The organism is Vibrio sp. HS-50-1, assembly GCF_024747315.1.
In the GTDB taxonomy this organism is placed as follows: Bacteria; Pseudomonadota; Gammaproteobacteria; order Enterobacterales; family Vibrionaceae; genus Vibrio; species Vibrio diabolicus.
On record NZ_JAMPZF010000042.1, the window covers coordinates 98,324 to 120,984 of the forward strand.

Annotated in this window: 23 protein-coding genes and 1 pseudogene; 7 read left to right on the forward strand and 17 right to left on the reverse strand. The window is 45.3% G+C overall.

The genetic code is table 11. The features are described 5' to 3' along the window. Positions 1-6: 6 nt before the first annotated feature. The 4 genes from ubiB to rmuC form a co-directional block, all read right to left on the reverse strand. On the reverse strand, positions 7-1,641 hold the full coding sequence (ubiB, locus tag NDJ01_RS17995; RefSeq protein ID WP_006741774.1) for a ubiquinone biosynthesis regulatory protein kinase UbiB: 1,635 nt from the start codon (positions 1,639-1,641) through the stop codon (positions 7-9). Beyond that, the gene (locus NDJ01_RS18000; protein WP_258587083.1) at positions 1,638-2,273 is read right to left on the reverse strand and encodes an SCP2 domain-containing protein; all 636 of its coding nucleotides are present in this window, start codon (positions 2,271-2,273) and stop codon (positions 1,638-1,640) included. Before NDJ01_RS18000 ends, ubiB begins: the two co-directional genes overlap by 4 nt. Positions 2,274-2,284: 11 nt before the next feature. Then, a complete protein-coding gene (gene ubiE / locus NDJ01_RS18005) occupies positions 2,285-3,064 on the reverse strand; it encodes a bifunctional demethylmenaquinone methyltransferase/2-methoxy-6-polyprenyl-1,4-benzoquinol methylase UbiE (protein WP_005379210.1) in 780 nt (259 codons plus the stop codon). A 78-nt stretch (positions 3,065-3,142) separates the two neighbouring features. Continuing rightward, on the reverse strand, positions 3,143-4,675 hold the full coding sequence (gene rmuC, locus NDJ01_RS18010; protein ID WP_005394435.1) for a DNA recombination protein RmuC: 1,533 nt from the start codon (positions 4,673-4,675) through the stop codon (positions 3,143-3,145). 168 nt (positions 4,676-4,843) lie between these two features. Between rmuC and NDJ01_RS18015 the strand changes: the two genes are divergently transcribed. Beyond that, the gene (locus NDJ01_RS18015; RefSeq protein WP_258587084.1) at positions 4,844-5,752 is read left to right on the forward strand and encodes a DMT family transporter; all 909 of its coding nucleotides are present in this window, start codon (positions 4,844-4,846) and stop codon (positions 5,750-5,752) included. 191 nt (positions 5,753-5,943) lie between these two features. After that, positions 5,944-8,391 carry a bifunctional diguanylate cyclase/phosphodiesterase gene (locus NDJ01_RS18020; protein WP_258587085.1) on the forward strand — a complete coding sequence of 816 codons (2,448 nt, stop codon included), beginning with the start codon at positions 5,944-5,946 and terminating at the stop codon, positions 8,389-8,391. Between the two features lie 18 nt (positions 8,392-8,409). Here the strand turns inward: NDJ01_RS18020 and NDJ01_RS18025 are convergent, their stop codons facing one another. The 4 genes from NDJ01_RS18025 to NDJ01_RS18040 form a co-directional block, all read right to left on the reverse strand. Further along, the gene (locus tag NDJ01_RS18025; RefSeq protein ID WP_258587086.1) at positions 8,410-9,480 is read right to left on the reverse strand and encodes an AI-2E family transporter; all 1,071 of its coding nucleotides are present in this window, start codon (positions 9,478-9,480) and stop codon (positions 8,410-8,412) included. 67 nt (positions 9,481-9,547) lie between these two features. After that, complete coding sequence (locus NDJ01_RS18030) at positions 9,548-9,919, reverse strand: hypothetical protein (RefSeq protein ID WP_225311738.1); 372 nt, start codon at positions 9,917-9,919, stop codon at positions 9,548-9,550. After that, a complete protein-coding gene (locus tag NDJ01_RS18035) occupies positions 9,864-10,376 on the reverse strand; it encodes a hypothetical protein (protein ID WP_065646517.1) in 513 nt (170 codons plus the stop codon). The genes NDJ01_RS18030 and NDJ01_RS18035 overlap by 56 nt, the downstream gene beginning before the upstream one ends. 46 nt (positions 10,377-10,422) lie before the next feature. Next, positions 10,423-10,671, reverse strand: a complete 249-nt coding sequence (locus NDJ01_RS18040; protein ID WP_005394426.1) for a hypothetical protein — start codon at positions 10,669-10,671, stop codon at positions 10,423-10,425. Between the two features lie 363 nt (positions 10,672-11,034). Between NDJ01_RS18040 and NDJ01_RS18045 the strand changes: the two genes are divergently transcribed. Beyond that, positions 11,035-11,472, forward strand: coding sequence for a PA2169 family four-helix-bundle protein (locus NDJ01_RS18045; RefSeq protein WP_257887478.1), 438 nt, complete (start codon positions 11,035-11,037; stop codon positions 11,470-11,472). A gap of 155 nt (positions 11,473-11,627) precedes the next feature. Continuing rightward, complete coding sequence (locus NDJ01_RS18050; protein WP_005379193.1) at positions 11,628-12,026, forward strand: hypothetical protein; 399 nt, start codon at positions 11,628-11,630, stop codon at positions 12,024-12,026. Positions 12,027-12,230: 204 nt separating this feature from the next. Here the strand turns inward: NDJ01_RS18050 and NDJ01_RS18055 are convergent, their stop codons facing one another. From NDJ01_RS18055 to NDJ01_RS18075, 5 genes are all read right to left on the reverse strand, one after another. Further along, entirely contained in the window at positions 12,231-13,889 is a 1,659-nt protein-coding gene (locus tag NDJ01_RS18055; RefSeq protein ID WP_047009375.1) for a diacylglycerol kinase family protein, read from the reverse strand. A gap of 142 nt (positions 13,890-14,031) precedes the next feature. After that, positions 14,032-14,463 (reverse strand): hemerythrin domain-containing protein, encoded by a 432-nt coding sequence (locus NDJ01_RS18060; protein WP_047009374.1) that lies wholly within the window; start codon positions 14,461-14,463, stop codon positions 14,032-14,034. Between the two features lie 103 nt (positions 14,464-14,566). Continuing rightward, the gene (locus NDJ01_RS18065; RefSeq protein WP_048624594.1) at positions 14,567-14,764 is read right to left on the reverse strand and encodes a hypothetical protein; all 198 of its coding nucleotides are present in this window, start codon (positions 14,762-14,764) and stop codon (positions 14,567-14,569) included. 8 nt (positions 14,765-14,772) lie between these two features. Continuing rightward, positions 14,773-14,949, reverse strand: a complete 177-nt coding sequence (locus NDJ01_RS18070) for a DUF1328 family protein (RefSeq protein WP_012841233.1) — start codon at positions 14,947-14,949, stop codon at positions 14,773-14,775. Positions 14,950-14,994: 45 nt separating this feature from the next. Beyond that, positions 14,995-15,546, reverse strand: a complete 552-nt coding sequence (locus NDJ01_RS18075; protein ID WP_012841234.1) for a BON domain-containing protein — start codon at positions 15,544-15,546, stop codon at positions 14,995-14,997. Between the two features lie 435 nt (positions 15,547-15,981). Between NDJ01_RS18075 and NDJ01_RS18080 the strand changes: the two genes are divergently transcribed. From NDJ01_RS18080 to istB, 3 genes and pseudogenes are all read left to right on the forward strand, one after another. Next, entirely contained in the window at positions 15,982-17,325 is a 1,344-nt protein-coding gene (locus NDJ01_RS18080) for a sigma-54-dependent Fis family transcriptional regulator (protein WP_048624593.1), read from the forward strand. Positions 17,326-17,581: 256 nt separating this feature from the next. After that, positions 17,582-18,601: pseudogene (gene istA / locus NDJ01_RS18085) on the forward strand (IS21 family transposase). After that, positions 18,598-19,392: an IS21-like element helper ATPase IstB gene (gene istB / locus NDJ01_RS18090; RefSeq protein ID WP_258587087.1), complete on the forward strand. Its 795-nt coding sequence runs from the start codon at positions 18,598-18,600 to the stop codon at positions 19,390-19,392. Before istA ends, istB begins: the two are co-directional and overlap by 4 nt. 69 nt (positions 19,393-19,461) lie before the next feature. On the opposite strand, the gene NDJ01_RS18095 is transcribed toward istB, so the two are convergent. The 4 genes from NDJ01_RS18095 to NDJ01_RS18110 all read right to left on the reverse strand — a co-directional run bounded on the left by NDJ01_RS18095 (position 19,462) and on the right by NDJ01_RS18110 (position 22,594). Beyond that, positions 19,462-20,844: a DUF4071 domain-containing protein gene (locus NDJ01_RS18095; RefSeq protein ID WP_258587088.1), complete on the reverse strand. Its 1,383-nt coding sequence runs from the start codon at positions 20,842-20,844 to the stop codon at positions 19,462-19,464. 63 nt (positions 20,845-20,907) lie between these two features. Then, positions 20,908-21,372, reverse strand: a complete 465-nt coding sequence (locus NDJ01_RS18100; RefSeq protein WP_258587089.1) for a TIR domain-containing protein — start codon at positions 21,370-21,372, stop codon at positions 20,908-20,910. Between the two features lie 2 nt (positions 21,373-21,374). Beyond that, complete coding sequence (locus NDJ01_RS18105) at positions 21,375-21,965, reverse strand: 7-cyano-7-deazaguanine synthase (protein ID WP_258587090.1); 591 nt, start codon at positions 21,963-21,965, stop codon at positions 21,375-21,377. Next, on the reverse strand, positions 21,962-22,594 hold the full coding sequence (locus NDJ01_RS18110) for a hypothetical protein (RefSeq protein ID WP_258587091.1): 633 nt from the start codon (positions 22,592-22,594) through the stop codon (positions 21,962-21,964). Before NDJ01_RS18110 ends, NDJ01_RS18105 begins: the two co-directional genes overlap by 4 nt. Positions 22,595-22,661 lie beyond the last annotated feature (67 nt).

Below are 22,661 nucleotides of genomic sequence, written 5' to 3' on the forward strand. Positions count from 1 at the left end.
TAACGTCTATTGACGATAAGCTCGCCAACTAAGCAGCCAAAATGTGACACCTGCGATACCGCTGGCCAACGAAAGCTGCTCAAAAGCATTGTTCACCAATATTGCCGAGCATACGACTAAAGTGGCGCCAACGCCAAATAAAAACTTTCCTGTCGCCTGCTGGCGCTTGCTCTGACGATACCCTTGGTAAAGCTGATCCATTCGTTGGTTCATCGCTTTACCTTGTTTCAGGCTATCGTAAAGCAGCTCTGGCAGTTCCGGTAACTTCTCCGCCCAAAATGGCGCGCGATCTTTAATCGCATTCACCAAAGCTTGCGGCCCAACTTGATTCATCATCCATTCTTCAAGGAATGGTTTTGCGGTCTCCCACAAATCAAGCTGAGGGTACAGCTGCCTACCAAGACCTTCCACGTACAGCAGCGTTTTTTGCAGCAATACAAGTTGTGGCTGAACCTCCATGTTGAATCGACGTGCCGTGTTGAACAAATTCAACAACACATGACCAAAGGAGATTTCGCACAGTGGCTTAGCAAAAATAGGCTCACACACAATGCGAATCGCGAACTCAAACTCATCGACATTGGTATCTGCAGGCACCCATCCTGAGTCCACATGTAACTCCGCCACTCGGCGGTAGTCTCGATTGAAAAACGCCAGGAAGTTTTCCGCCAGATAACGCTTGTCTTCACTATTAAGTGTACCAACGATTCCGCAATCTAGCCCGATCCACATTGGGTTCTCTGGGTGTTCTGGTTTGACGAATACGTTCCCCGGATGCATATCGGCATGGAAGAAGCTGTCTCGGAACACTTGAGTGAAGAACACACTCACGCCGCGCTCCGCGAGCAATTTCATATTGGTGCCATTTGCTTTCAAGCCATCAATATCAGAGACTTGAATGCCATATATTCGCTCAGAAACCATGACAGTTTCATTACTGAAGTCAGGAAAAACTTCAGGAACATACAATTCTTCGCTGCCTTCAAAGTTGCGACGCAACTGAATGGCATTCGCCGCTTCACGTCGTAAGTCGAGTTCATCAAGCAATGTTTTCTCGTACTCACGTACAACTTCAACCGGTTTCAAACGACGTGCTTCAGGCATCGCTCCGGCGACTATACGCGCCATTCGGTGCATCAGTTTTAGATCTGAATCAATGACCGGGCGAATATCTGGGCGGATAACCTTTAATACCACTTCTTGGTTAGAGTCTTTTAAACGCGCAGTATGCACCTGAGCAATCGATGCTGACGCCAGTGGTTTGATATCAAACTCGGTAAACCAGTTTTCTAACGGGCCACCTAATGCTTGCTCCATCTGCTTTTTTGCTAGCTCACCATCAAATGGCGCGACTTGGTCTTGAAGCAAAGCCAGGGGATCAGCAATGTGCGGAGGAAATAAGTCACGGCGCGTTGACATCATCTGACCGAACTTAATCCAAACTGGCCCCAGCTCTTGCAACGCTAAACGCAGGCGCTCACCGAGTGGTTTTTCTGGATGCTTGTTCTTAATCCAGAACAAGCTTTTGCGCAGTAATAACGGAGCTTTGGTCAGTTGGTGATCGGGAAGCAGCTCATCTAAGCCGTATTCCAGTTGTACTTTGGCGATGTGGTATAAGCGCTTTAGTTCTGCTGGCGTCATGGTTTCTCCAATGCCGGCTTATCTGCATCCAGCTTATTCAGCAAAGCAGTCAAGCGAGCTTCAACGCGAGAAGCCTGGCTGCGAACCTCATCAACCTGGTCGCAAAAATACGCCACTTCTAGAGGAGCAGGTGCCAACTTCCACTCTTCAGTCACTACTTGCGCAAGATGACGCTGGTGTTTCTCTGCTTGAGATGCGAGGAAGTTGCCTATGTTTTTTGAACCTTGCACAAAGGTATGTGCGGCGACATCGCCAGTCACGCGAGACAACCACTCTTCAACATCTGGCTTGTAATCCACCATCAACTGAGAGAATTTCTGCGCCAATTGAATATCGCCTTCAAGCTCAAGTTTATCTTGTTTAATAAGGCGAGTGATGTTGGCCTGATCACGCAGCTCTGGCAACACGCTCAAGTTGAGCGATAAGTAGCAGTTTGGCTGTCCTTCATAATGACCGAGCACATCAATTTGCTGACTAAAAACGAACGTCAGTGTTTTATTGATCTCTTTCAGGTGAACTTGAATAACTTGACCTTTTAGACGCGCTAAACGACGGCCCAATGCAGGGTCGTCTTTGATCAGTGTATTCAGTGACGTTTCAATCACAGCGGTGATAAGTGGTTCAAATGGCATGCCGTTAACCCTTAGAATTTATAACCGCGATGCAAAGCCACAATACCACCAGTTAAGTTGTAGTATTTGGTGTTTTCAAAACCTGCGTCTTGCATCATGCCTTCCAGCGTTTCTTGGTCTGGATGCATACGGATTGACTCCGCTAGGTAGCGGTAACTCTCTGAGTCATTCGCAACTAGCTCACCGATTCTCGGCAATAAGTGGAATGAATATGCGTCGTATACTTTCGATAACGGCTCTAGCACTGGTTTCGAAAATTCTAGCACCAATAGACGGCCGCCTGGCTTCAATACGCGGAACATTGAACGAAGCGCTTTGTCTTTGTCAGTCACATTACGCAAACAAAAACTGATGGTGATGACATCAAAATAATCATCAGGAAACGGCAGTTCTTCTGCGTTGGCTTGAACGTAATGCACGTTACCCACAATTCCGTTATCGCGCAGTTTATCGCGACCAACGTTAAGCATTGAGTTATTGATATCGGCAAGGATGACATGACCTTCATCGCCAACAATACGCGAGAATTTCGCCGTTAAATCACCCGTACCACCACCTAGGTCAAGAATACGTTGGCCAGGGCGAGCGCCACTACAATCGATTGTGAAGCGCTTCCAAAGGCGGTGAATACCACCAGACATCAGGTCATTCATGATGTCGTATTTTGTTGCCACGGAGTGGAATACTTCGGCAACCTTAGTCACTTTTTCGTCTTTTGCCACTGTAGAGAAACCAAAGTGAGTGGTTTCATTCTCTAACGCTGTATTGGATTGCAAACTTGTGTCCGTCATTCTAATTCCTCTTAGGCAGCGCTTTCTCTCTGCGGGGCGTTTGCTGACAAATAAAATCGCCCACTGCACTGCGGGCGATTAGTTTACTTTATCCTCAGCCGGATGTCTTTCTACTAACGGGTCATTTTCTGAAAATGAATCACTCTGCGCTAACTGTGCGAGGTCAGAAGAAATTGGTCGTTTGATTTCAACCCCAAGGTGCTTAAAGCTTTCGGCTTGACGAATCACATTCCCGCGCCCTGTGGCAAGCTTGTTCATTGCGCCTTGATAGCTTTGATTCGCCTTATCCAGCGCACCGCCGAGCCCTTCCATGTCATCCACAAACAATCGTAATTTGTCGTAGAGTTTTGTCGCGCGCTGCGCAATCATTTTGGCGTTTTCGTTCTGGCGTTCATTGCGCCATAGATTATCAATGGTGCGCAGTGCCACCAGCAACGTTGTTGGGCTCACCAAAATGATGTTTTGCTCCATCGCGTCTTTGATCAAGCTCGGATCGGCTTGAATCGCAACTTGGAACGCAGGCTCAACCGGAATAAACATCAGCACATAGTCCAAACTCTGAATACCTTTGAGTTTGTGGTAGTCCTTCATGCTTAAACCCTTAATGTGAGCACGCAGTGCGGCTAAGTGCGCACTCAAAGCCTGGTCTCGCTCGGCATCAGTTTCGGCGTTGAAATAGCGCTCATAGGCGACCAGCGCCATTTTGGAATCCACAACCACTTGTTTGTTTTGTGGGAGATGAACAATCACATCAGGTTGGTAGCGCTTGCCTGCTTCATTTTGCAAATTCACCTGAGTCTGATATTCGTGCCCTTCACGCAGTCCCGACTCGGCAAGTACCCTCGCGAGCACCACTTCGCCCCAGTTACCTTGCTGCTTGTTGTCCCCTTTCAACGCTTGGGTCAAATTAACCGCTTCGCGCGTCATTTGCTCATTCAAACGTTGCAGGTTTTTGAGCTCATGCACTAAGGTATGGCGCTCTTTAGCTTCTTGGCTAAAGCTGTCATTAACGTGCTTTTTGAATCCTTCTAGCTGCTCTCGGAGCGGTGACAACAAACCTTCCAAACTCTGACGGTTTTGCAAGTCGACCTTCGCGGTTTTTTCTTCAAACAGTTGGTTGGCCAAGTGCTCAAATTGCTGTTTCAGGCGCGCTTCCGCTTGCTCTAGAATTTGCAGTTTTTCGGCATTGGCTTGGTTGATTTGCTCATGACGTGCTTGCTGCTCACGCAGTTGCGTTTCTAGACGTGATTTGTGCTCACGCATCTGACCAAGCTCATCAAAGTATTGTTGGCGCTCTTGCTTTACGGCCTCGAAGTAACGCAGTTTTTCCATTGCTGCCATCAGCTTTCCGTGTGTTTGGCGTACTTCAAACGCAGCTTTATCGCGCTCATCATCTAATTCATCCAACTCTTGCTGGGCATCGGCAAGGCTTTGTTTAACCTGTTCAAGCTGCTGTTGGTGAAGCTGCTTTTCTGAAACAAGTTGTTGTTCGAGAAGCTGAGTTTGGGTGATAAAACGTTGTTTCACCCACCAACCGACGGCGACACCACTAAGCGTGGCAGCGCAAAGAGAAGAGAGAATGAGAGATTGGTACTCAAGAATCCATTGCATAATAGCGAGTTAGCCTGTGTTTTGTATCTATAACAATGGTATTTAGACACTGGATAAATGTCCAGTTTGTTGGATGAAAAATCCTCGCATACACTAGGCCTTCCTATAATATTCTTTCTTCCGCTCAAATGAACCAAACCGAGCGGCACATCATCACGCAGAGGCATCATGAACGAGCGTCGCGCCCTAGGATTTGGGCTCTCAGCAGTATTACTTTGGTCTACCGTTGCAACCGCATTTAAACTCACGTTGGCAGAATTTACGCCAATCCAAATGCTGTGCATTGCCAGTATCGTCTCTGCGATTGCGCTGACGATAATCTGTGGTGTGCAAGGCAAGTTGGGCCAGTTAAGTGCCACCTTCCTCTCAAACCCTTGGTATTACCTACTGCTTGGGTTGATTAACCCCTTGGCGTATTACGTCATTCTCTTTAAAGCGTATGACTTGCTGCCTGCATCCCAAGCCCAAGCGATCAACTACAGCTGGGCCATTACCTTGACGCTAATGGCTGCTATTTTCTTAGGGCAGAAGATCCGTGCTAAAGATTGGCTCGCTTGCGGTTTTAGCTATGTAGGCGTGATTGTGATTGCCACACAGGGCAATGTTCTCGGCATGCAATTCGAGAGCCCGTTGGGCGTGGGGCTGGCGCTGCTATCGACTCTGTTGTGGGCTGGTTACTGGATTTTAAACACCAAAAATAAGGCCGACCCTGTGGTTGGTGTCTTACTTGGTTTTTTGGTCGCTATTCCATTTGCCATTGGTTTAAGTCTTTATGAAGGTGCGAGCTGGCAGGCAATCTCAATTAAAGGTTGGGCAGCGGTGACGTATGTCGGGTTATTTGAAATGGGGATCACTTTCGTCCTATGGCTGAGCGCACTCAAATCGACGCAAAACACAGCCCGCATCAGTAATCTGATCTTTGCTTCGCCATTCATCTCACTGATGCTATTGGCAACCATCATTGGTGAAGAAATTCATCCATCAACCTTGATTGGTTTAATACTGATCATCAGTGGATTAGTGGTCCAACAAGTATCGTGGGGTAAAAAAAGCAAAGCAATGAGCACTTCTCAATGATGAACAAAAAAACTCAACAAACGATGCAATGAGTTGGATAAAAAAGAGATATAGCTAACAGTTTAATGATAGAAAGCGCCTTACGCTGCTGGGAATTACCTAAGCGTTGGATACGATACCAACACGGCCCAATAGCTTAAGCTAGATTCTAATACCACTATCTTTGGGCGCTTCAGGACACGTTATTAATTATGTTTCGCTTCGCTATTCCTTCGCCTTTGATGGCAGACTGGCAACAGGCTCTGCAACAATGCTGTGATGCTACTCAAGCTCAGGGACAACTTTATACTCTGAGCGATACCCAGCAGTGGCTATCAACTGAGGTGTCCACCTCGGCTCAAAATCATCGCGCTATCGTCGAAGTGGTAGTGCAAGTTGCCGCTCAATTTACACCGACAGACTTGACGATAAGCCACACATCCTTTGGACAGCAAACCTTGAGCATAGGTCCAATTTGGCTACCAAATGGCGATCTGTTTGCCGTATTAGCGCTGACTCACCCTGACGATCAAATCACGGTAGTATCTGCTTGGCTGAGTGCATTAGTGGGAAGAATGAGCTTTGATATCAGCTCACACTACCAGCAAGAACGAACACGCCATCAAACTGCAGCGACCACACCATTACCGACGCTGCAAGAGTTTATCGACTGCCTTGAAGACCATATTTGGATAAAAGGCATGGATGGTCTTTATTCGATGACCAACCGAAGCGTAGAAAATGCGTGGCAAAAGACCAACAGTGAGATCATCGGCAAAGACGATTTCGCACTGTTTAGCCACGAGCGAGCAGAGAAGTTCATTGAGGCCGATAACTTGGTCGTGGCGACAGGCATGCTGAACATCGTCGAAGAATGCCGCCAAATTGATGAAAACAATAACCCAACTTGGCTAGAAACCATTAAGTCTCCTGTCCGTGATAATGACGGTAACTTAATTGGCATTCTGGGCATGACGCGCAACATCACACGCCGGAAAATGGTCGAAACGCAACTCTCATTGGCGTCCAAAATTTTTAATAACTCACAAGAAGGCATGGTCATTACTGATCGCAATGCCAACATCATTGATGTAAACACAGCCTTTACTCAAATCACCGGCTATCGCTCTGAAGAGGTGATTGGAAAGAACCCTAGAATTCTGCGCTCAGGTCATCATGACCAAGGCTTCTATAAACAGTTGTGGCATCAGCTCGAAACCAAAGGTCAATGGAAAGGCGAGTTCATCAACCGAAAGAAAGATGGCAGCATTTACCCGCAGTTAGCGACCATTAGTGCCGTAATGGACGATAAAAATCATCTCATTAACTACATCTGTGTATTTGAAGATATTTCCGTGCGTAAAGCGCACGAAGAAAAACTGCAGCGCATGGCCTTTTATGATCCGTTAACGAATCTGCCTAATCGCACCCATTTACTTAGCTTGCTTGAACAACACATTGAAACCGGGCACAAGAACCAACAGACGTTTGCCACCCTATTTCTGGATATCGACCATTTCAAGCACATCAACGATAGCATGGGTCACTTTTGTGGTGATCAGTTGCTGTCTAAGTTGGCTATCCGTCTACAAGATATTCTTCACTTAAATGCGCATGTGGCTCGTATTGGCGGCGATGAGTTCGTGATCATTTTGCCGGACGTCCACAGTGATGTGGCTTTGCTAGAAACCGTCGGCGATATTCTCAGCGTTTTCCAACAACCGTTCGACTTGGCAAATCACGACTCACTGCGCGTCTCGACCAGTATTGGCATAGCCTTATACCCAAGAGACGGCCAAGACAGCGAAACCTTACTCAAAAACGCAGATACAGCAATGTACTTAGCGAAGAAAAATGGGCGCAACGGCTACGCATTTTACTCACCAGATTTAACCGATAAATCGGTATCCCATGTGCGCATTCAATCTGCTTTGCATCAAGCGATAGAAAAACAGCAGCTTCGATTAGAGTTCCAGCCACAATATAACTTGGAGCAACATGCGATTGTTGGCGTTGAAACCTTATTACGCTGGCAGCACCCCGAATTTGGCCTTGTACCACCAGCCGACTTTATTCCAATTGCAGAAAAAACGGGGCTTATCCAAAGCATTGGCGAGTGGGTCTTGCTACACGCTTGCCAGCAAGGAAATACTTGGCTGAAACAAGGCGTTGAGTTTGGCAGAATTGCGGTTAATGTGTCGGCATTACAGCTTCAGCAATCGAATTTCATTCAGAGATTGAGCGATATCCTCAATCAAACTGGTTTCCCTGCTCAACGGCTGGATTTGGAGATCACCGAGAGCTTTTTACTGATCGACCCTCAACAAGCCATTGCGTCGTTAAATCAACTAAGAGGGTTAGGCATCGAGATTTCTCTGGATGATTTCGGCACAGGCTATTCGTCTTTGTCTTATTTGAAAGGTTTACCCATCAATAAGCTGAAAATTGACCGCTCGTTTGTCAGTGATGTACCCAGCAACAGCGATAGCAATGCGATTGTGAATGCGATTATCGCCATGGGCAAAACACTGTCATTGAAAGTCGTAGCAGAAGGAATAGAAACTCAGGAGCAAGCCGATTACTTGTTCGAAAAAGGCTGTGTTTACGGTCAAGGGTATCTTTTTAGCCAGCCAGTAAGTGCGGAAAAACTTTTTCGTTGAGCCAGCTTGTAGCCCAAGTCATTCTCGTGGAGCCACATCCTCGGGGATGGTTTGGATTGGTTGACTTTGAGTTGATTGACACAGCTCCAGACGCTCAACCAAAATATTAATGCAGACCAATAGCGGTACACCGATTAAGAGCCCCATACCGCCCCAAAGCCAACCCCAGAACACGAGCCAAACGAAGATCACTAACGGATTTAAATTGAATCTTTTCCCTAATAACGTTGGCGTGACAAACTGACTTTCAATCAAGTTGATCAACAAATAGATAGACACCACAGTGAGCATAAAACTGACCGACTCCAACTGCAGATAAGCCACAAAACCGAAACTCACCATGGAGATGACTGGGCCGAGATACGGCGCAAAATTCATCACGCCAGCAAACGCACCCCACAAGAACGGGTCCTCAAGGCCTAAAACAAAAAACACCGCCCCAACACTCAACCCAAGTCCCGCATTCACCAACGTGATAGTGCCAATGTATCGAGATAGGTCTTTCTGTAGTGCTTTGACCAGTTCAATCGCTTGGCGCTGCTTGGCAAACCCATGCAAGTACGACACTGACTTTCGAAATAAGCTGCGTCCGTGATTGAGCATAAAATAAACCATAAACAGCACGATCATTGCTTGTGTCAAAATGGTCGGCGTCGTGGTCGCGAGTGTCTTCACCAAAGAAAATACGGTATTGTTCCCGACTTCATCCATACCCATATCGCCGGCAATATTCAGCGGCGTATTAAGGTGATCCGCCGAGGCTTGAGTCACTTCACTCACTTCTTGCGACACATTTTTCACGATACTGGGTAGTTCAGACCACCACTGCTTGGCAGGCTCCGACATGGCAGCAAGGCCAATAATTGAAGCACCAACCAAGAATGACAGAGTCACCACGACGGTAATCGCGCGCGGTAAACCTTTGTCTTCAAGATAGTTAATGAAAGGACTGCATAACAGAGAAATAAAGGTACTAAGCACAATAGGTAACAAGATTGGCTTAGCAAAATACAGCCCAGGAACGAGCAATAAGACAAGAAGGGTTGCACCAATCGCGGTGTTGGCAGGGATGTTCAATTTCGCTGTCATAAAAAGGCTCAAGGTCGGTAGGAATGATTATCGGCGAAAGCCGTTATTGGGGTTGCTCGACTTCTGCTTATGTCGCGGTCTCTTCTGTCGAAGCAGTATTGCTTGCTTGTGGTTCTGCATTTTGACCTTGTTCTACGCCCGACTGGTTAGAAGACGCTGCCATAACTGGCTTGGCAAGCGAATCCGTCAGTTCGGAGACACTACTCGCCAATAGCCCCATGGAAGAGATAGAGGAAGTCAGTCGAGACAATCGACCCGCTTTGGCAGCGGTAACAGCAACGACAGCACTAATACCTAGCGTCGTCCAAGGATTTTCTTTCACAAACTTCTTAGTGGTAAACGTGAACATTTCCATCGACAAGCAGCATTGCTCTAAAGATGCCTTACCTTCCATCCGCTTGATTCGCATGGCTCGATTGAGCTTTTGTAGCGAGCGCATCCCACCCCTCCTGCAACTGTTCTGTCGTATTTTTGAATCCAAGGAAACCAACTAAACGCTTCTGCCACCAAGCTAAAGACAGTAATGCCAAACCTAAGGACGCAATAAATACGCCCACGGCAACATACACGTTAGCGGTCAGCTGATAAGCCACCACACCAGAGGCAAGGCACAAACTGAACACGAACAATACCGACAATAAGGTAAAAACAATGGTGCACAGCAAAATCTGTCGCGCTGCGGACGCATTAACTTTCACCTCCAAGAGGAACAAATCCAACGTTGAACCCGACCACGCTTTCAGCGATTGAGTCAATTGGTCCAGTTGTGAAAGAATACTGCTCAAACCATTGATGGTTTGTTGGATATCCTGCTCTTCTGCCCCACTTGGGGCTCGACCGCTGTCTGCTGCGGCCGAGCCCGGTTGCTGGTTGGTGACTTGTCCGGAATTATTCATTGGAACCCTCGCCTTCTGTTATGTGGCTTAATCCGTTGGACCGTGATTATTTGATCAGCTTCGAAACCGCCCAACCCGCAAGGAAGGCACAACCAATGCTCAGCAATGGACGCTCCTTGATAACGTTCTCTGCCGACTTGGTCGCCTGCTGAACGTGTTCCGCGCCCACATCAAATTTCTCTTTAGCTTGGTCTTTCATTGCGCCGACGGCTTCCGTCGTGGCTTGCTCCGCTAAGTGATATGCTTCTTCTAACTGCTCTTGAGGTTTTACTGTGCTTTCTTTTGTTGTAGCCATAACTAGCCTCCGTTGATGAGTTGAGTAGTAAATCAAGTGAAACAACTTTTGAACTCACTTACTCACAACAAAGCCATATCCGTGCCAAAACTATAAGTATTTGTTTTTATTTGATTTTTATTTTGTTTCACGACAAACCCTTATCTGTACGTGTAATTCTTTCCAGACTTCCCCAACATTCTTGTAATTTTTTCTTAGCACCACGTCTGCCCCCCTCCAATTCTTGCGCAATAAACTCATAACCAATTGATTAATAGAAAAATAACATTCATTGGCATACAACCTGCAACTAAAGATGAAACATCTGTGTTTGTTCCCCATACGTACAAACACTCCCATCACCAACCAAATCAGGAGTGAGATATGAAAAATGAAAATATCGCCTCAATCATTGAGCTTATCGAGAGCGGAAATGACATTTACAACAAGGCCATTGAGAACATTGACAACACTTCTTTGAATAATGTGTTGGTAGAACTGCTTAGAGTACGTGAGCGAGCGGTGCTTGAGCTTACTCCCTACACATTGGCAAATAACCAGGAAGACTCTGCCGACGACACTCCGGTTTCCTACACCATTAAAGCGCGTGAGGTATACAGCGATGTGATGAAGGAGGTGTCTTCTGACAAAGAGTCCATGTATTTGGAACAGCTCGAAGGTGTTGAAAGCAAGGTGCTCAAAGAGATCGAAAACCTAATTACTAGCCACCCAGAGCAAGCGGATAATTCGGTTCTACTGAAAGTTCGCAGTGATATCAAAAGCTGTAAAGAAAAGCTCGGCAGCATCAGCCTTATCAGCTGATCCATAGTGGTCGCCTTTGCAATCAAGCGCTGGCAGAGAAAATGGCCAACTCGTTTTGGCCATTTCTGATAAGACCACTGGCACCTCAATACAACCAAAACTAGAAAACACTAAACCGAGTAATCAACACGGTAGTCATAAATAAAGAGGTCAGTATGACATTGGATAATAATCGAGTAAGGGAGCTACTCGTAAAAATGACACACCATCGCCAAACGTGTTTGCCTCTCGTTAATCCGCAATCGCATATGACACTCGCAAGAGCGGCGTATCGATTCGTTAAAATAGAAAAAGTGATGATCAAAAAGATGGCGAAGTTGTTCTTCGACCAAGATGGTGAACAATTCATTGCGGAAAATGCCACCGAATACGGCGTTGCCGAACTAGGTAATTACAAAGAAATGCATTTCATGAACAAGTTGTTGTTAGATGATTTAAAAGCGCTACTCAGAGCCATTGACGACACCAACTTAACGGCGCTTGTTTCTTACTGGTTAGCTGCTTTACAAGTCGAAAACGATGAAATTGAAAAGCACTTACCCCAGGGTGAGTAGTCATACTCACCCCCTTCTTCCTTTCACTTCGAGAACGATAAATAGACGCTCTCTCAGATACAAAAAATGCCGATATAAAAAAGCCGCTGCACCTACGCAGCGACCTTATTGGTTCCCTCAAAACTACGACTAAACCGGTAAACAAAGGTACGCTATAAAGCACTAGGCAAATGGCGCATTATCCACTGCTTATCTGTTTTAAAGCTAAGCCGATTTACTTCTCCCGCTTGGGACAAATACATTCAACGATTTTGGACGAAGCTTAATCGCTAATTGCTCATCAGAATAAAGCTCACCATCAATCACATACTCAATCGGTTTGTTCGCAGAAATAGTGACATTCTGAGCCGTCGCGTATTGAAAATGAGTCGATTCCTCCTGCGCACCTACGCTGGTTAATGTCAGATCAGACAATGCGATGAGGCGTCCACCTAAAGATTCGGTGTTATCTAAATACGTGATATGCAGCTTGCCATCGTCAGGCTGCGGAGCACCACCACCTTGCGCGAGCAACGTACTAAAAGGAGCGATGTTCGCAACGACAAAGCTATGAACTTCTAGCGTTTGTGATCCATTTTCGCGGTTTTCATCTTCAAATGGCGCATCCATCGCAACAGTCAACGTCTGCATCTCTTCCGCCACCACCGCGTTAAAAAAGCCCGTTAAGTAGGCCAATTGTCCAAAGGTGTTTTTCTCTTCTCGCTGCGCATGCTCGATCATTTTCTGCTCTAGGCCAATACCTAGGACTAACAATATAAGCCTCTGATTACACTCCGCCGTATCAATACGTTGACAGTGACCTGCTAGCAATGCTTCACACGCTTTTTCGACTGGTGAGAATTTTGCGCCAACTCCATAGAGCACATGACATAACGCATTGGCGGTTCCGAGCGGAACAATACCGAGTTTGATATCAGTACCTACCAGCTGGCTCGCCACTTCCGTCACTGTGCCATCGCCACCCGCTACGATAATTTGCTTAGCCCCACTTTCTTTTGCCTGTTGTGTTAGCTGCTCGGCGCTGAGGTCTGTCGTCGTTTGATGAATACTCAAACGATATTTTTTGGTTAGCTCACGAATCAAGTGCTGTTCGTTTTCCTCCCATTTGCCACCACCTGCAACAGGGTTAACCACCATCCAAGTGGATTGATCCAGACCCAGTACGCCTTTTTCACTTATCGCTCGTAACGTTTTGATCTGCAATTTATTCAATCTCGCGGTACTGCGCACGTCATTGATTTTTTTCATCACAGACTCAACCGTCAGCGACGGATCTTTGCTCAGTAGATACGCCGCAACAACAAACACCGAACGACCGCGCCCTAACGCACAATGCACAACCACAGCTCGCGAGCACGAGATTTGCGTATCAATCCAGTTAATCGCATGACGCAAGCGCTCCAACGTTGGGGCTTTGTGGTCAAGTACCGGAATCGAAAGGTAATGAAACTGCTTGTCGGTCATCGCACTTTCAAGCCCAGCAAATTCTGCGGTGACATCGACAATACAAGAGATGTCATTGGATTCGAGAAAATCTAAGTCACTCTGAAATAGCCGACGGGAGAGGTATAAATTATCGCTGACTTTTTGGATTGGAGGCACAGTATCGCGCCGTCTTTCCCAGGCATTATATGCTCTAGCGCCCAGTAAAAAGGGGATGAATGCCCAGCGGATCCACCTGACAATCTTGCCGTCTTGGTTTTTTCTAAAAATGGAGGGAATGTCGAAAACGTAGGCTACGCTGACTAATGCTAAAGAAAGAGATACCCACAAGAACAACAGGCTAACCATGATTTGGGGAATATAAATAGCGGCCAATAAACTGATCAGAGCGCCAAGAATATAATATTTGATGATAAACATTCGCTCTCCTTGCCTTCAGCGAGTGCGCTTTTTTAGTGAAAGTGAGAATAAGCTGGTTTTAGTTTAGACTAATTAGCTTGGTAAACGCTTTGATTGGGCCCCTTCCCGTGCCGAAATGGCACGAAAAGGACCAATACTCCACCTAGCTAGCCATTTCATCGACGTAGCTATCCGCTAGTTTCATTTTCTGCTGATCGGTCATCACCTTACCGGCCAATTGGAAAAAACGCTGCTCTTCTTCTTCGAGGTGGTGCAATACTTTGTGACGCAAAGTTTTCATGAGGTTGAGCCATGCTGGCGAGCTCATGTCGGTTGCATCAAGCTGTGCAATCACTTTATCAATCTCGTGGTGCTCTGCGATGCCATGACGAGTAAGATCGATGGTTTTATCGCTCTCAATTAAAGGCGCGTAGAAAAAGCGCTCTTCTGCGGCGGCGTGCTGTTCGAGTTCATCCTTAAGATTGTGGTAAAACTCTTCGCGTGCAGGGGAATCTCCAGACGTTTCCATCAGAGCATCGAGTAAAAGGCGTTGCTTTTCATGACTCTCTTTTAGTACATCAAATATGTTTTTCATCTTTGACTCCTTATCTGATTGTAAACACTTGGGATAAAAGGAAGGGCGGTGATTGACCGCCCTTCTCTTACATTGCTGTGAACAAAAAGCTGACCTGACTCGACTAACAATCTTGGTCTTCTGCGTTCAAGTTCTCTTTAATATTTTCACACTCATCTTCAATCGCGTTTTGAGTTTCTTCGGCGGCTTCATCTATCTTCTTGCCTGCCTGTTCCATTGGCCCTTCTTCACTACAAGCAGCCAGTGCGAACACCAAACCAAATACTGCGGCGATACGGTAAATTAATGACGTAAGTCGCATGAAATCTCCTATCTATTTACGTTTTTTCTTCCTAGCAGAACAATCACTATTGATACAATTAATGACAATAGGAATAGGTAAAATATCACTTGCGCGATAGAGGCCGCCGCCCCTGCAATACCAGTAAAACCTAGTAGTGCAGAAACCAGTGCCAAAGCCAGAAAAATAAACATCCAACGAACCATAGTGTTACCTCCTAATAAAATTGGGTTAGGTCACTCGGCTCGTTATTATTGAACCACTTCTAGCTTATCAATCACCTTATTTACATCATTGGTATTATTTGCAATTGAAAGTGCAAGATCATGCTCCGCATCTGAATTAACCTTACCTGCCAACGTTACCGTTTTACGTTCCGTCGTTACATCAATGTCCGTACCACTTACATTGGTATCCATCAGTAGGCGAGTTTTAACTATAGTCGTGATTTTAGAGTCGGTCAGTGTGGCTAATGCCTCTGAATCGGTTTCTTTCTTACCTTCATTCACCACTGACAATTCGTTGTTTACTTTTTTCACACCATCAAGACCTGTTACAAGCTCTTCGGCAAGCGATTTTTCAAGGTCATTGTTTACCGAACCAGAAAGGGTAACTACCTGATTTTCAACATCGGTGTTGATATCAAAAGAGTTAAGGTTACTGTTTAGCAGCAGCGTCGTTTCGGCTTTACCATCTAGCCAAGCGTCCATGGATTCTTTTTCCCATTTATCACTCGCTAAGACTGCTGTAGATGAAGTAGCAAGAACTGACGTAAGTACAATTTTAGCTGCGATGTTATTCATGGTAATTCTCCTTTATTGACGTTGTATTTCCATAGGAGCAAACCATGTGCCAAGTTTGTAACTTGTTGTTTTTAAAGAAATAATAAAAACGAGAGGTAAAAATAAGACGAACAAGAAAATATAAGCATGAATTATTTACACAGAAGAAATGTAATTTTTAATCGTTAATAATTTCGCAATCAATTACATAATACGCCAACAAAAGATGAGACATTATTTCTTCGACTTCACTTAATCGCAGAATTATTATTTAAAGCGTGAGACACCCGAATAAAGAAGCAATATTTATCAGAATTATTACTGATATATACCAAGAGAGGATCAACGACATTAAAATAGCCTACAGCCCCTTAAATCTATGCTGACAATATTTTGTCTTGTGCACTTAGAATAATCCACGTACATTGTTTCTGTCATAGTAAAGAGGACATTTCTATGTCGTTGCCAAGCCTGTTTCTACGAATACAAGACCCGACACTTAAAGATGCTATCGCCTCTTGCCAGGAACTGAACAAATTTCGTCTGCATAATACCGATGCCGCAGATGGTTGGATTGAAGATTTCCTACAACTCAAGCCGGAAGTTGCGATTGTTGAAGTCGCCCACTTTACTAGCGCAGATTACCAGCGCCTTTCTAATATCGAAGACATCTACGATATGGACTTGATCATCATTAGCTCTGGTGCTCCAAACGAAAATTTGGATAAGCTAATGAACTTAGGTGCAATTTTTCACTACAGAAAACCCGTCGATATTGCCATTTTGACGGACACCCTAAGCGAAGTCAGCCAGTACTATCAGCAAAAACAAGATCAAGGACGTAAAGTGTCCACTAGCGATCTCGACCAATTTGGCCTTTTGGTAGGGTCCTCATCGCCAATGCATCAGCTCTATCGCATGATCCGACGCGTCGCAAAAACAGAAGCCAACGTCCTCATTGTCGGTGAAAGCGGCTCGGGTAAAGAGTTAGTCGCACAGACCATTCATTTAGCCAGTGATCGCAAGCAACAACCCTTTATCGCGATTAACTGTGGTGCGATTAGCCCAGAGTTGGTCGATAGTGAACTGTTTGGCCATGAAAAAGGCGCCTTTACCGGAGCGAATAAAACTCACCAAGGTGTATTTAAACAGGCAGAAGGCGGCACGCTGTTTTTAGATGAAATCACCGAGATGCCTATCGAGCATCAAGTGAAGCTATTGCGTGTGTTGGAAACCGGAGAGTATCGCCCAGTGGGCAGTAATACGGTGCATATCGCCAACACTCGCATCATTGCCGCCACCAACCGTGATCCTAAAGTCGCCATTGAAGAGCAGTTCCTGCGTGAAGATCTGTTTTTCCGTTTATCGCACTTCCCATTAACGATACCGCCACTGCGAGATCGAGGCGGTGACATCGTCGGTCTGGCTAAACACTTTATCGCGCACCGCAACGCAAATGAGGCTAAAACCAAAACCATTCTTGATTCTGCCATCCAAAAAATCGCTGCACACGATTGGCCAGGTAATGTCCGTGAGCTCAAACACACGATCGAGCGTGCATTTATTTTGGCTGATGACACCATCCGAGATGAACACCTGATATTCGATACACCGCCATTGGAAACAGGCACAAGCATCGAAGACCTTGTTCCAGCGGGCGTTTCGCTAGAAGAGCTAGAAAAAGCCGCCATTCTCAATACGCTTGAAGAGAATCAAGGCAATAAAACGGAATCTGCGCAAGAGTTAGGCATTAGCGTTAAAACGCTCTACAACAAACTCGAAAAGTATCAAGACGAGTAACTCGCTGTGGGAATACAATGAGAATATAAAAAGAGCACGGAATACGATTCAGTGCTCTTTTTTATCTTATCTTTTATGCGGATGTGTAGCGTTTGATTTGTGAAGGAACAATAAAATTTGCCTATATGAAAATGCTCAGACAATAAAGTTTGCCCGTAGTGTCAGCGCCGATGTAAAAATGACCCACTAACGCCGATTTAAAATTGACCCACCTGAGTCAAACTATCCGTTCGTAACATGGACAAAGCGGCGGATTATGATCAATCAGGAGCAACTAGTGGAAATACACGTTTTACATCAGCAAGGGGGCAACATCCGCCGTATCGCAAAGGAGCTGGGGATCTCAAGGAATACCGTTCGTACTTATCTGCGAGATAGAAGCAAAGCACCCGTGTACCCCGAGCGTCAGTCCCGACCAACTAAACTTCAGCCCTACCATGGCTACTTGTGTACGCGGATTGAAGCCGCAAAGCCTTATTGGATACCCGCAACCGTCTTACTACGTGAGTTAAAATCACTTGGTTATGAAGGCGGTATAACGATGCTCAAGGAGTACATCAAACAGTACAAACCAAGTACGCCTGTCGACCCTGTCGTTCGATTCGAGACATTGCCAGGTGAGTAGATGCAAGTGGACTTTACGACCATCACCCATTACGGCGTCCGTGTTAAAGCCTTCGTGGCAACGCTTGGTTATAGCAGAGCGACGTTCGTTCGCTTTAGTGAACGAGAGCGCCAAGAAGACTGGATAAAAGGTCTTGAAGAAGCGTTTGAATACTTCGGTGGCGTCCCCAAAGAAGTTCTGTTCGATAATGCGAAAGCCATCATGATAGAGCGTGATGCATACGGTGAAGGAGAGCACCGTTGGAACCCTGCACTGCTCACCGCAGCCAAGAAGTACAATTTTAAACCAAGAGCCTGTCGTCCATATCGCGCAAAGACCAAAGGAAAAGTGGAGCGATTTAACTCCTACTTGAAGAATAGTTTCGTCACTCCGCTTGCTGCGACACTCAAGCAACACGGACTTAAAATCACCGTCGATGTTCTTAATGGACATATCGGCGCATGGCTAGAAACCGTCGCTCACCAACGAACTCATGGTACGACAGGTGCAAAGCCTCAGGTTCTCTTAGATGAAGAGCGCTTTACACTTCAGTCGCTACCATCGCCGACACGCCCAGTCACACCGCTAACAATAAGCGATAGTGTGATGCCACTTGAGAGCTTCCAGTACCCACTCTCGACGTATGATGCGTTGTTGGAGGTACGACCATGAACCTTCAAATGAGTCGTATCGAGGCTGCCTGTGCAACGCTGAAGTTACAAGCTATCGGTCAGGAGTGGCCGAGACTGGCAGAAGCAGCCAACAGTCGTGAACTGAGTCTAGCCGATTACTTAGAGTCACTTCTGAACGCTGAACTGGAAGCGCGAGCAGAACGCACAAGAGCCACACTGACTAAGTTCGCCAGCTTCCCAATGGAAAAAACGTTCGATGACTATGACTTCAAGTTCGCAACGGGTGCCCCAAGAAAACAGCTCAAGGAGTTAATAGGGTTAACCTTCATTGAGCGAAAGGAAAACGTGGTATTACTCGGCCCAAGTGGCGTTGGTAAGAGCCACCTTGCGGTGAGCCTTGGCCAAATAGCGGTTCAAAAGGGCCTAAAGACACGGTTCATCACCGCAGCAGACTTGATGCTTCAGCTATCTACAGCGAAAGCTCAGGGTAAGCTTGAAAGCTACTTGAGACGAAGTGTACTCGCACCTAAGCTACTTATCGTCGATGAAATCGGCTACTTACCGTTCGGCAGAGAAGAGGCCAACTTGTTCTTTAACGTCATCGCCAAACGTTATGAGCAAGGCAGCATTATCGTGACCAGTAATTTGCCGTTCTCTCAATGGTCAAATGCGTTCGCCGATGATACAACGTTGACGGCGGCGTTACTCGATAGACTTCTTCATCACTCGCACATCGTACAAATCAGCGGTGAAAGCTATCGATTAAGAGGAAAGAAAGCGGCTGGAACCATACCAGCGGTTCTAGAAAGTCTATCTGAAGGCAAAAGTTAATTGTATGGGTGGGTCAATTTTACTTCGTCGATAAGTGGGTCAATTTTAAACTGGCGTTGACAGTAGTAGCTAAAGACTTTGCATCTGACCTTCAAGTTCATCTATTATCTGTGACAGCAAATCTGATTTTTCATCTTCAAATCTCTGTTGTTGAATGAATCTCAGATTATTCGCTGTTGTTTCAAGTTGCCATGATTCCTTCCCAAGAACTAATGCTCTTGGAAGGTACTCAAGACCAAGTTCATAGTCATGACTAATGCAAGCAAGCTCTAATAAGGTTGCAACAATCCAATAGTTATTTGAGTTTCGTCCACCCTGACGTTCAGCAGCAAATATCACTAATGGCAACAACCTCTTAATTTCAGCTAAAGATTCCTCGTCACCTTTAGCCTGTAGAAGAGTAATAGCATTTACACCTGGATAGTAGTCTGTTGGTTCAAGCTCAAAGCCATTTTTGTACGAGTCTATGGCCATACCTAACCAACCACCGGCCTTAACGTCGCTTTTTTCCTGAGCTTCCTTATATTTATCTTTATATATACGCCCTAAAATTCCAGACGATTCAGCACTATTACCACTATCATCAATGATGCCTTTTATTACCTGAATAGCTTCTTCCCTATCCCTACCTTCATTTCGACGGTTTAAAGCTAGTGCAAACTGTTGTCTTGTAAATACCATTCCCTTTATATCAGCTGGCATTTTGTTGTATAAGTCGATCATTTTATCCCAAGCACTCATTGCTCTATAATTCAGGTAGATATCGATTACTATCCCTCTATCTAAAGAGCGTAGCTCGCCCAACTGTTCAATAATCTCATCAATTGATTCAAGAGCATCTGATCTAGATGTTTGAGTTCGAGCAGCAGCCAAGTCTTTCTTCACCTTTCTTGAGTACTCAATACGATCTCGAAACACCTCAGCCATCTCCGGCTTCATTTCAATACCAGGAAAGTCCTTAAACAGGCCAAATAAAGGACTATCTTGAACAGGAGGCCCAGCTAGCACCCGTTCGATTCTACGAGTCAACTGTTCTTTAAGTTCCTCAGCCGACTCTGTACAGATACTTCCATCAGTTAACTTGTAAGGTATGGCACGAACCATATTCACATCAAAAGGAGGGGCACTCGTAGTGGCAAATATGGGAATTGTCGTGTAAGGCTTAGCTGTATGCCTCACTCCCAGCTCATAAAAAACGTTGGGATTAGCCGTTGTCATATCTGCCACAACAAAGTCAGAAAGCAAAAGTCTAGCAAACATAGCTGTATGAATTATGCCGCCGGTCTCCTCCCTATCTCCTCGGATCGGTGTCAGTCCTGCGGCTACAATGGCTGGTTCAATACCTTCCTGGTATACCTGATCAAAGTCGATTTCTATGCCTGATTTCTCATCAACTTTCTTTCCAAATGGCATATCTACAAAACACAATTGCGTACCCAGAGACTTTGTCACGTTAATGTCCTTTCTTTTCCAATATTCATACAATTAGAGCTAACTTAATGGGCTTGAAACCAATCAAAGCGAGTCAGACAAATCCCTCCATGCCATCTTCTCTATACTAGTGTTAGATAGCCAACTCGGAGGTGAGCCCTCAAAGCTAGAGCCTGAATGAACTGCGATAACACGCTTACCTAGCTGTAAACTCTTTTCAACTTCCCATTTAACCCAATCACTTTGTGCCGTATTTGGTGATACATACACAACAGTAACGGAAGCCCTAGATATTCTCTCTGTGATTTTTCTCTTGATATACTCGGCTTGCTCACTGTTATATGGCTCCTTAACAGAGTGATCGTTGAACTCGATATCACTTTTATCGTTCTTTGCCTGTGCACGAAGCAAATTAACAGTATCAATATCCTCTGTGGCAAAACTAATGAAGACGTTTCGCCTCCCTCCCTGAAGAGCTGCTTTTGCCTTTTCTTCTAAGGACCTAATATCACCCAGACGACTCCATCCTCCGCTGCTACTACCACCCATTTTTACACTTCCTCATGTTTAAACTCATTACAAGCAATACAGTTTCCGCATGGATATTCATCACCTTGGTGACATGAATATGTACCAGATATACCTTTAGTTTTAGCTAGACTAACTACGTCTTGTTTTGTGAATTCAGAGAGAGGAGCAAGCACCTTAATATCTTTACCTAAACTGAGAGAAATTAGAGCTTCTGCCTTTTTTATAAATTGAGGAGTTTGATCTGGGAAAAGGCTTGTACTTTCATGAAGCAAACCTATGGATACGGCATCAGCATTAAGTTGGTGTGCATACGCAGCAGCTGTGAGTAAAAACAGTAGATTTCTTCCTGGGGTGAAAGCATCATCTACGATGTCCAAACTCTTGTCAGTAAGCCCTGTTCTTATGAGCTTTCCATATCCGGGAAGTTCTGCAACCTGTGGTTCTGGCAACATTAATTCGGCCATTGACTTCCGACATGCTTCAAGTTCTCTATTATAGGCTCTTTGACCGTAATTTATGAATAGCGGGTAAATTTCCAACCCTTCTTCTTTGGCTAGTTTTGCCACAAGAGTCGAATCTAAACCTCCTGATACTAGAGTCACAATACTCATACTATTATCTCCTTTGGGTTTCTAGCAGCTACACGCATAACAATCCATATGGCCCAGTCCAACAAACCTACAGGGCAATTCAACTCTTGGGCATGCTTTTTTAGAGCTTTTTCATGTCTACCATATTGATTCATACCAGAAATTGATAAGTGGCGACCGTTATATATACCAATCAAGGACATATAGTTGAGGACATGCCTATCTAGTATCGCTAAATCATATGTAAAACCACAATTACGCAAAAACATACTGGCCTGTTTTGGGCCAAACCCAGGAGCTTTATCAACGAACCATTGCCTTGCGATATTTACGTCAGAAAAACTACCAATCAATGATTGCAATGTCTTTGACTCCGAGTATACCTGTTTATAGGTTGACGCAAGCTGCTCTGCCTTAGCTTTAGGAAACCTATACTTCCTTTCATTACCATCGACCAAAAAAGTCTTACTTAGTAACTTATAAAGTAAATCAGTTAGCTCCTCCTCACTTCGATTTTGACACAATAGAGTACCACTTTCGGATATACGGTCTGCAGCAGCTATTGCTAGAGGATATGGAACCTGGCTACTTAATATACAGCAACTTAGCTCCCACCAAAGCTGACGTTCATCAAAAATAATATCACTCATTGCTCGAGATCGAATATCGGAGCATACAGCTGTGATAGCTCTAGATAAGGCCTCAGGAGTATAAGTA

What these genes read in the sequence shown, in the direction of transcription:
- ubiB (WP_006741774.1), bottom strand. Translation starts at nt 1,641, where the DNA reads ATGACGCCAGCAGAACTAAAGCGCTTATACCACATCGCCAAAGTACAA.
- NDJ01_RS18000 (WP_258587083.1), bottom strand. Translation starts at nt 2,273, where the DNA reads ATGCCATTTGAACCACTTATCACCGCTGTGATTGAAACGTCACTGAAT.
- ubiE (WP_005379210.1), bottom strand. Translation starts at nt 3,064, where the DNA reads ATGACGGACACAAGTTTGCAATCCAATACAGCGTTAGAGAATGAAACC.
- rmuC (WP_005394435.1), bottom strand. Translation starts at nt 4,675, where the DNA reads ATGCAATGGATTCTTGAGTACCAATCTCTCATTCTCTCTTCTCTTTGC.
- NDJ01_RS18015 (WP_258587084.1), top strand. Translation starts at nt 4,844, where the DNA reads ATGAACGAGCGTCGCGCCCTAGGATTTGGGCTCTCAGCAGTATTACTT.
- NDJ01_RS18020 (WP_258587085.1), top strand. Translation starts at nt 5,944, where the DNA reads ATGTTTCGCTTCGCTATTCCTTCGCCTTTGATGGCAGACTGGCAACAG.
- NDJ01_RS18025 (WP_258587086.1), bottom strand. Translation starts at nt 9,480, where the DNA reads ATGACAGCGAAATTGAACATCCCTGCCAACACCGCGATTGGTGCAACC.
- NDJ01_RS18030 (WP_225311738.1), bottom strand. Translation starts at nt 9,919, where the DNA reads ATGCGCTCGCTACAAAAGCTCAATCGAGCCATGCGAATCAAGCGGATG.
- NDJ01_RS18035 (WP_065646517.1), bottom strand. Translation starts at nt 10,376, where the DNA reads ATGAATAATTCCGGACAAGTCACCAACCAGCAACCGGGCTCGGCCGCA.
- NDJ01_RS18040 (WP_005394426.1), bottom strand. Translation starts at nt 10,671, where the DNA reads ATGGCTACAACAAAAGAAAGCACAGTAAAACCTCAAGAGCAGTTAGAA.
- NDJ01_RS18045 (WP_257887478.1), top strand. Translation starts at nt 11,035, where the DNA reads ATGAAAAATGAAAATATCGCCTCAATCATTGAGCTTATCGAGAGCGGA.
- NDJ01_RS18050 (WP_005379193.1), top strand. Translation starts at nt 11,628, where the DNA reads ATGACATTGGATAATAATCGAGTAAGGGAGCTACTCGTAAAAATGACA.
- NDJ01_RS18055 (WP_047009375.1), bottom strand. Translation starts at nt 13,889, where the DNA reads ATGTTTATCATCAAATATTATATTCTTGGCGCTCTGATCAGTTTATTG.
- NDJ01_RS18060 (WP_047009374.1), bottom strand. Translation starts at nt 14,463, where the DNA reads ATGAAAAACATATTTGATGTACTAAAAGAGAGTCATGAAAAGCAACGC.
- NDJ01_RS18065 (WP_048624594.1), bottom strand. Translation starts at nt 14,764, where the DNA reads ATGCGACTTACGTCATTAATTTACCGTATCGCCGCAGTATTTGGTTTG.
- NDJ01_RS18070 (WP_012841233.1), bottom strand. Translation starts at nt 14,949, where the DNA reads ATGGTTCGTTGGATGTTTATTTTTCTGGCTTTGGCACTGGTTTCTGCA.
- NDJ01_RS18075 (WP_012841234.1), bottom strand. Translation starts at nt 15,546, where the DNA reads ATGAATAACATCGCAGCTAAAATTGTACTTACGTCAGTTCTTGCTACT.
- NDJ01_RS18080 (WP_048624593.1), top strand. Translation starts at nt 15,982, where the DNA reads ATGTCGTTGCCAAGCCTGTTTCTACGAATACAAGACCCGACACTTAAA.
- istB (WP_258587087.1), top strand. Translation starts at nt 18,598, where the DNA reads ATGAACCTTCAAATGAGTCGTATCGAGGCTGCCTGTGCAACGCTGAAG.
- NDJ01_RS18100 (WP_258587089.1), bottom strand. Translation starts at nt 21,372, where the DNA reads ATGGGTGGTAGTAGCAGCGGAGGATGGAGTCGTCTGGGTGATATTAGG.
- NDJ01_RS18105 (WP_258587090.1), bottom strand. Translation starts at nt 21,965, where the DNA reads ATGAGTATTGTGACTCTAGTATCAGGAGGTTTAGATTCGACTCTTGTG.
- NDJ01_RS18110 (WP_258587091.1), bottom strand. Translation starts at nt 22,594, where the DNA reads ATGAGTGATATTATTTTTGATGAACGTCAGCTTTGGTGGGAGCTAAGT.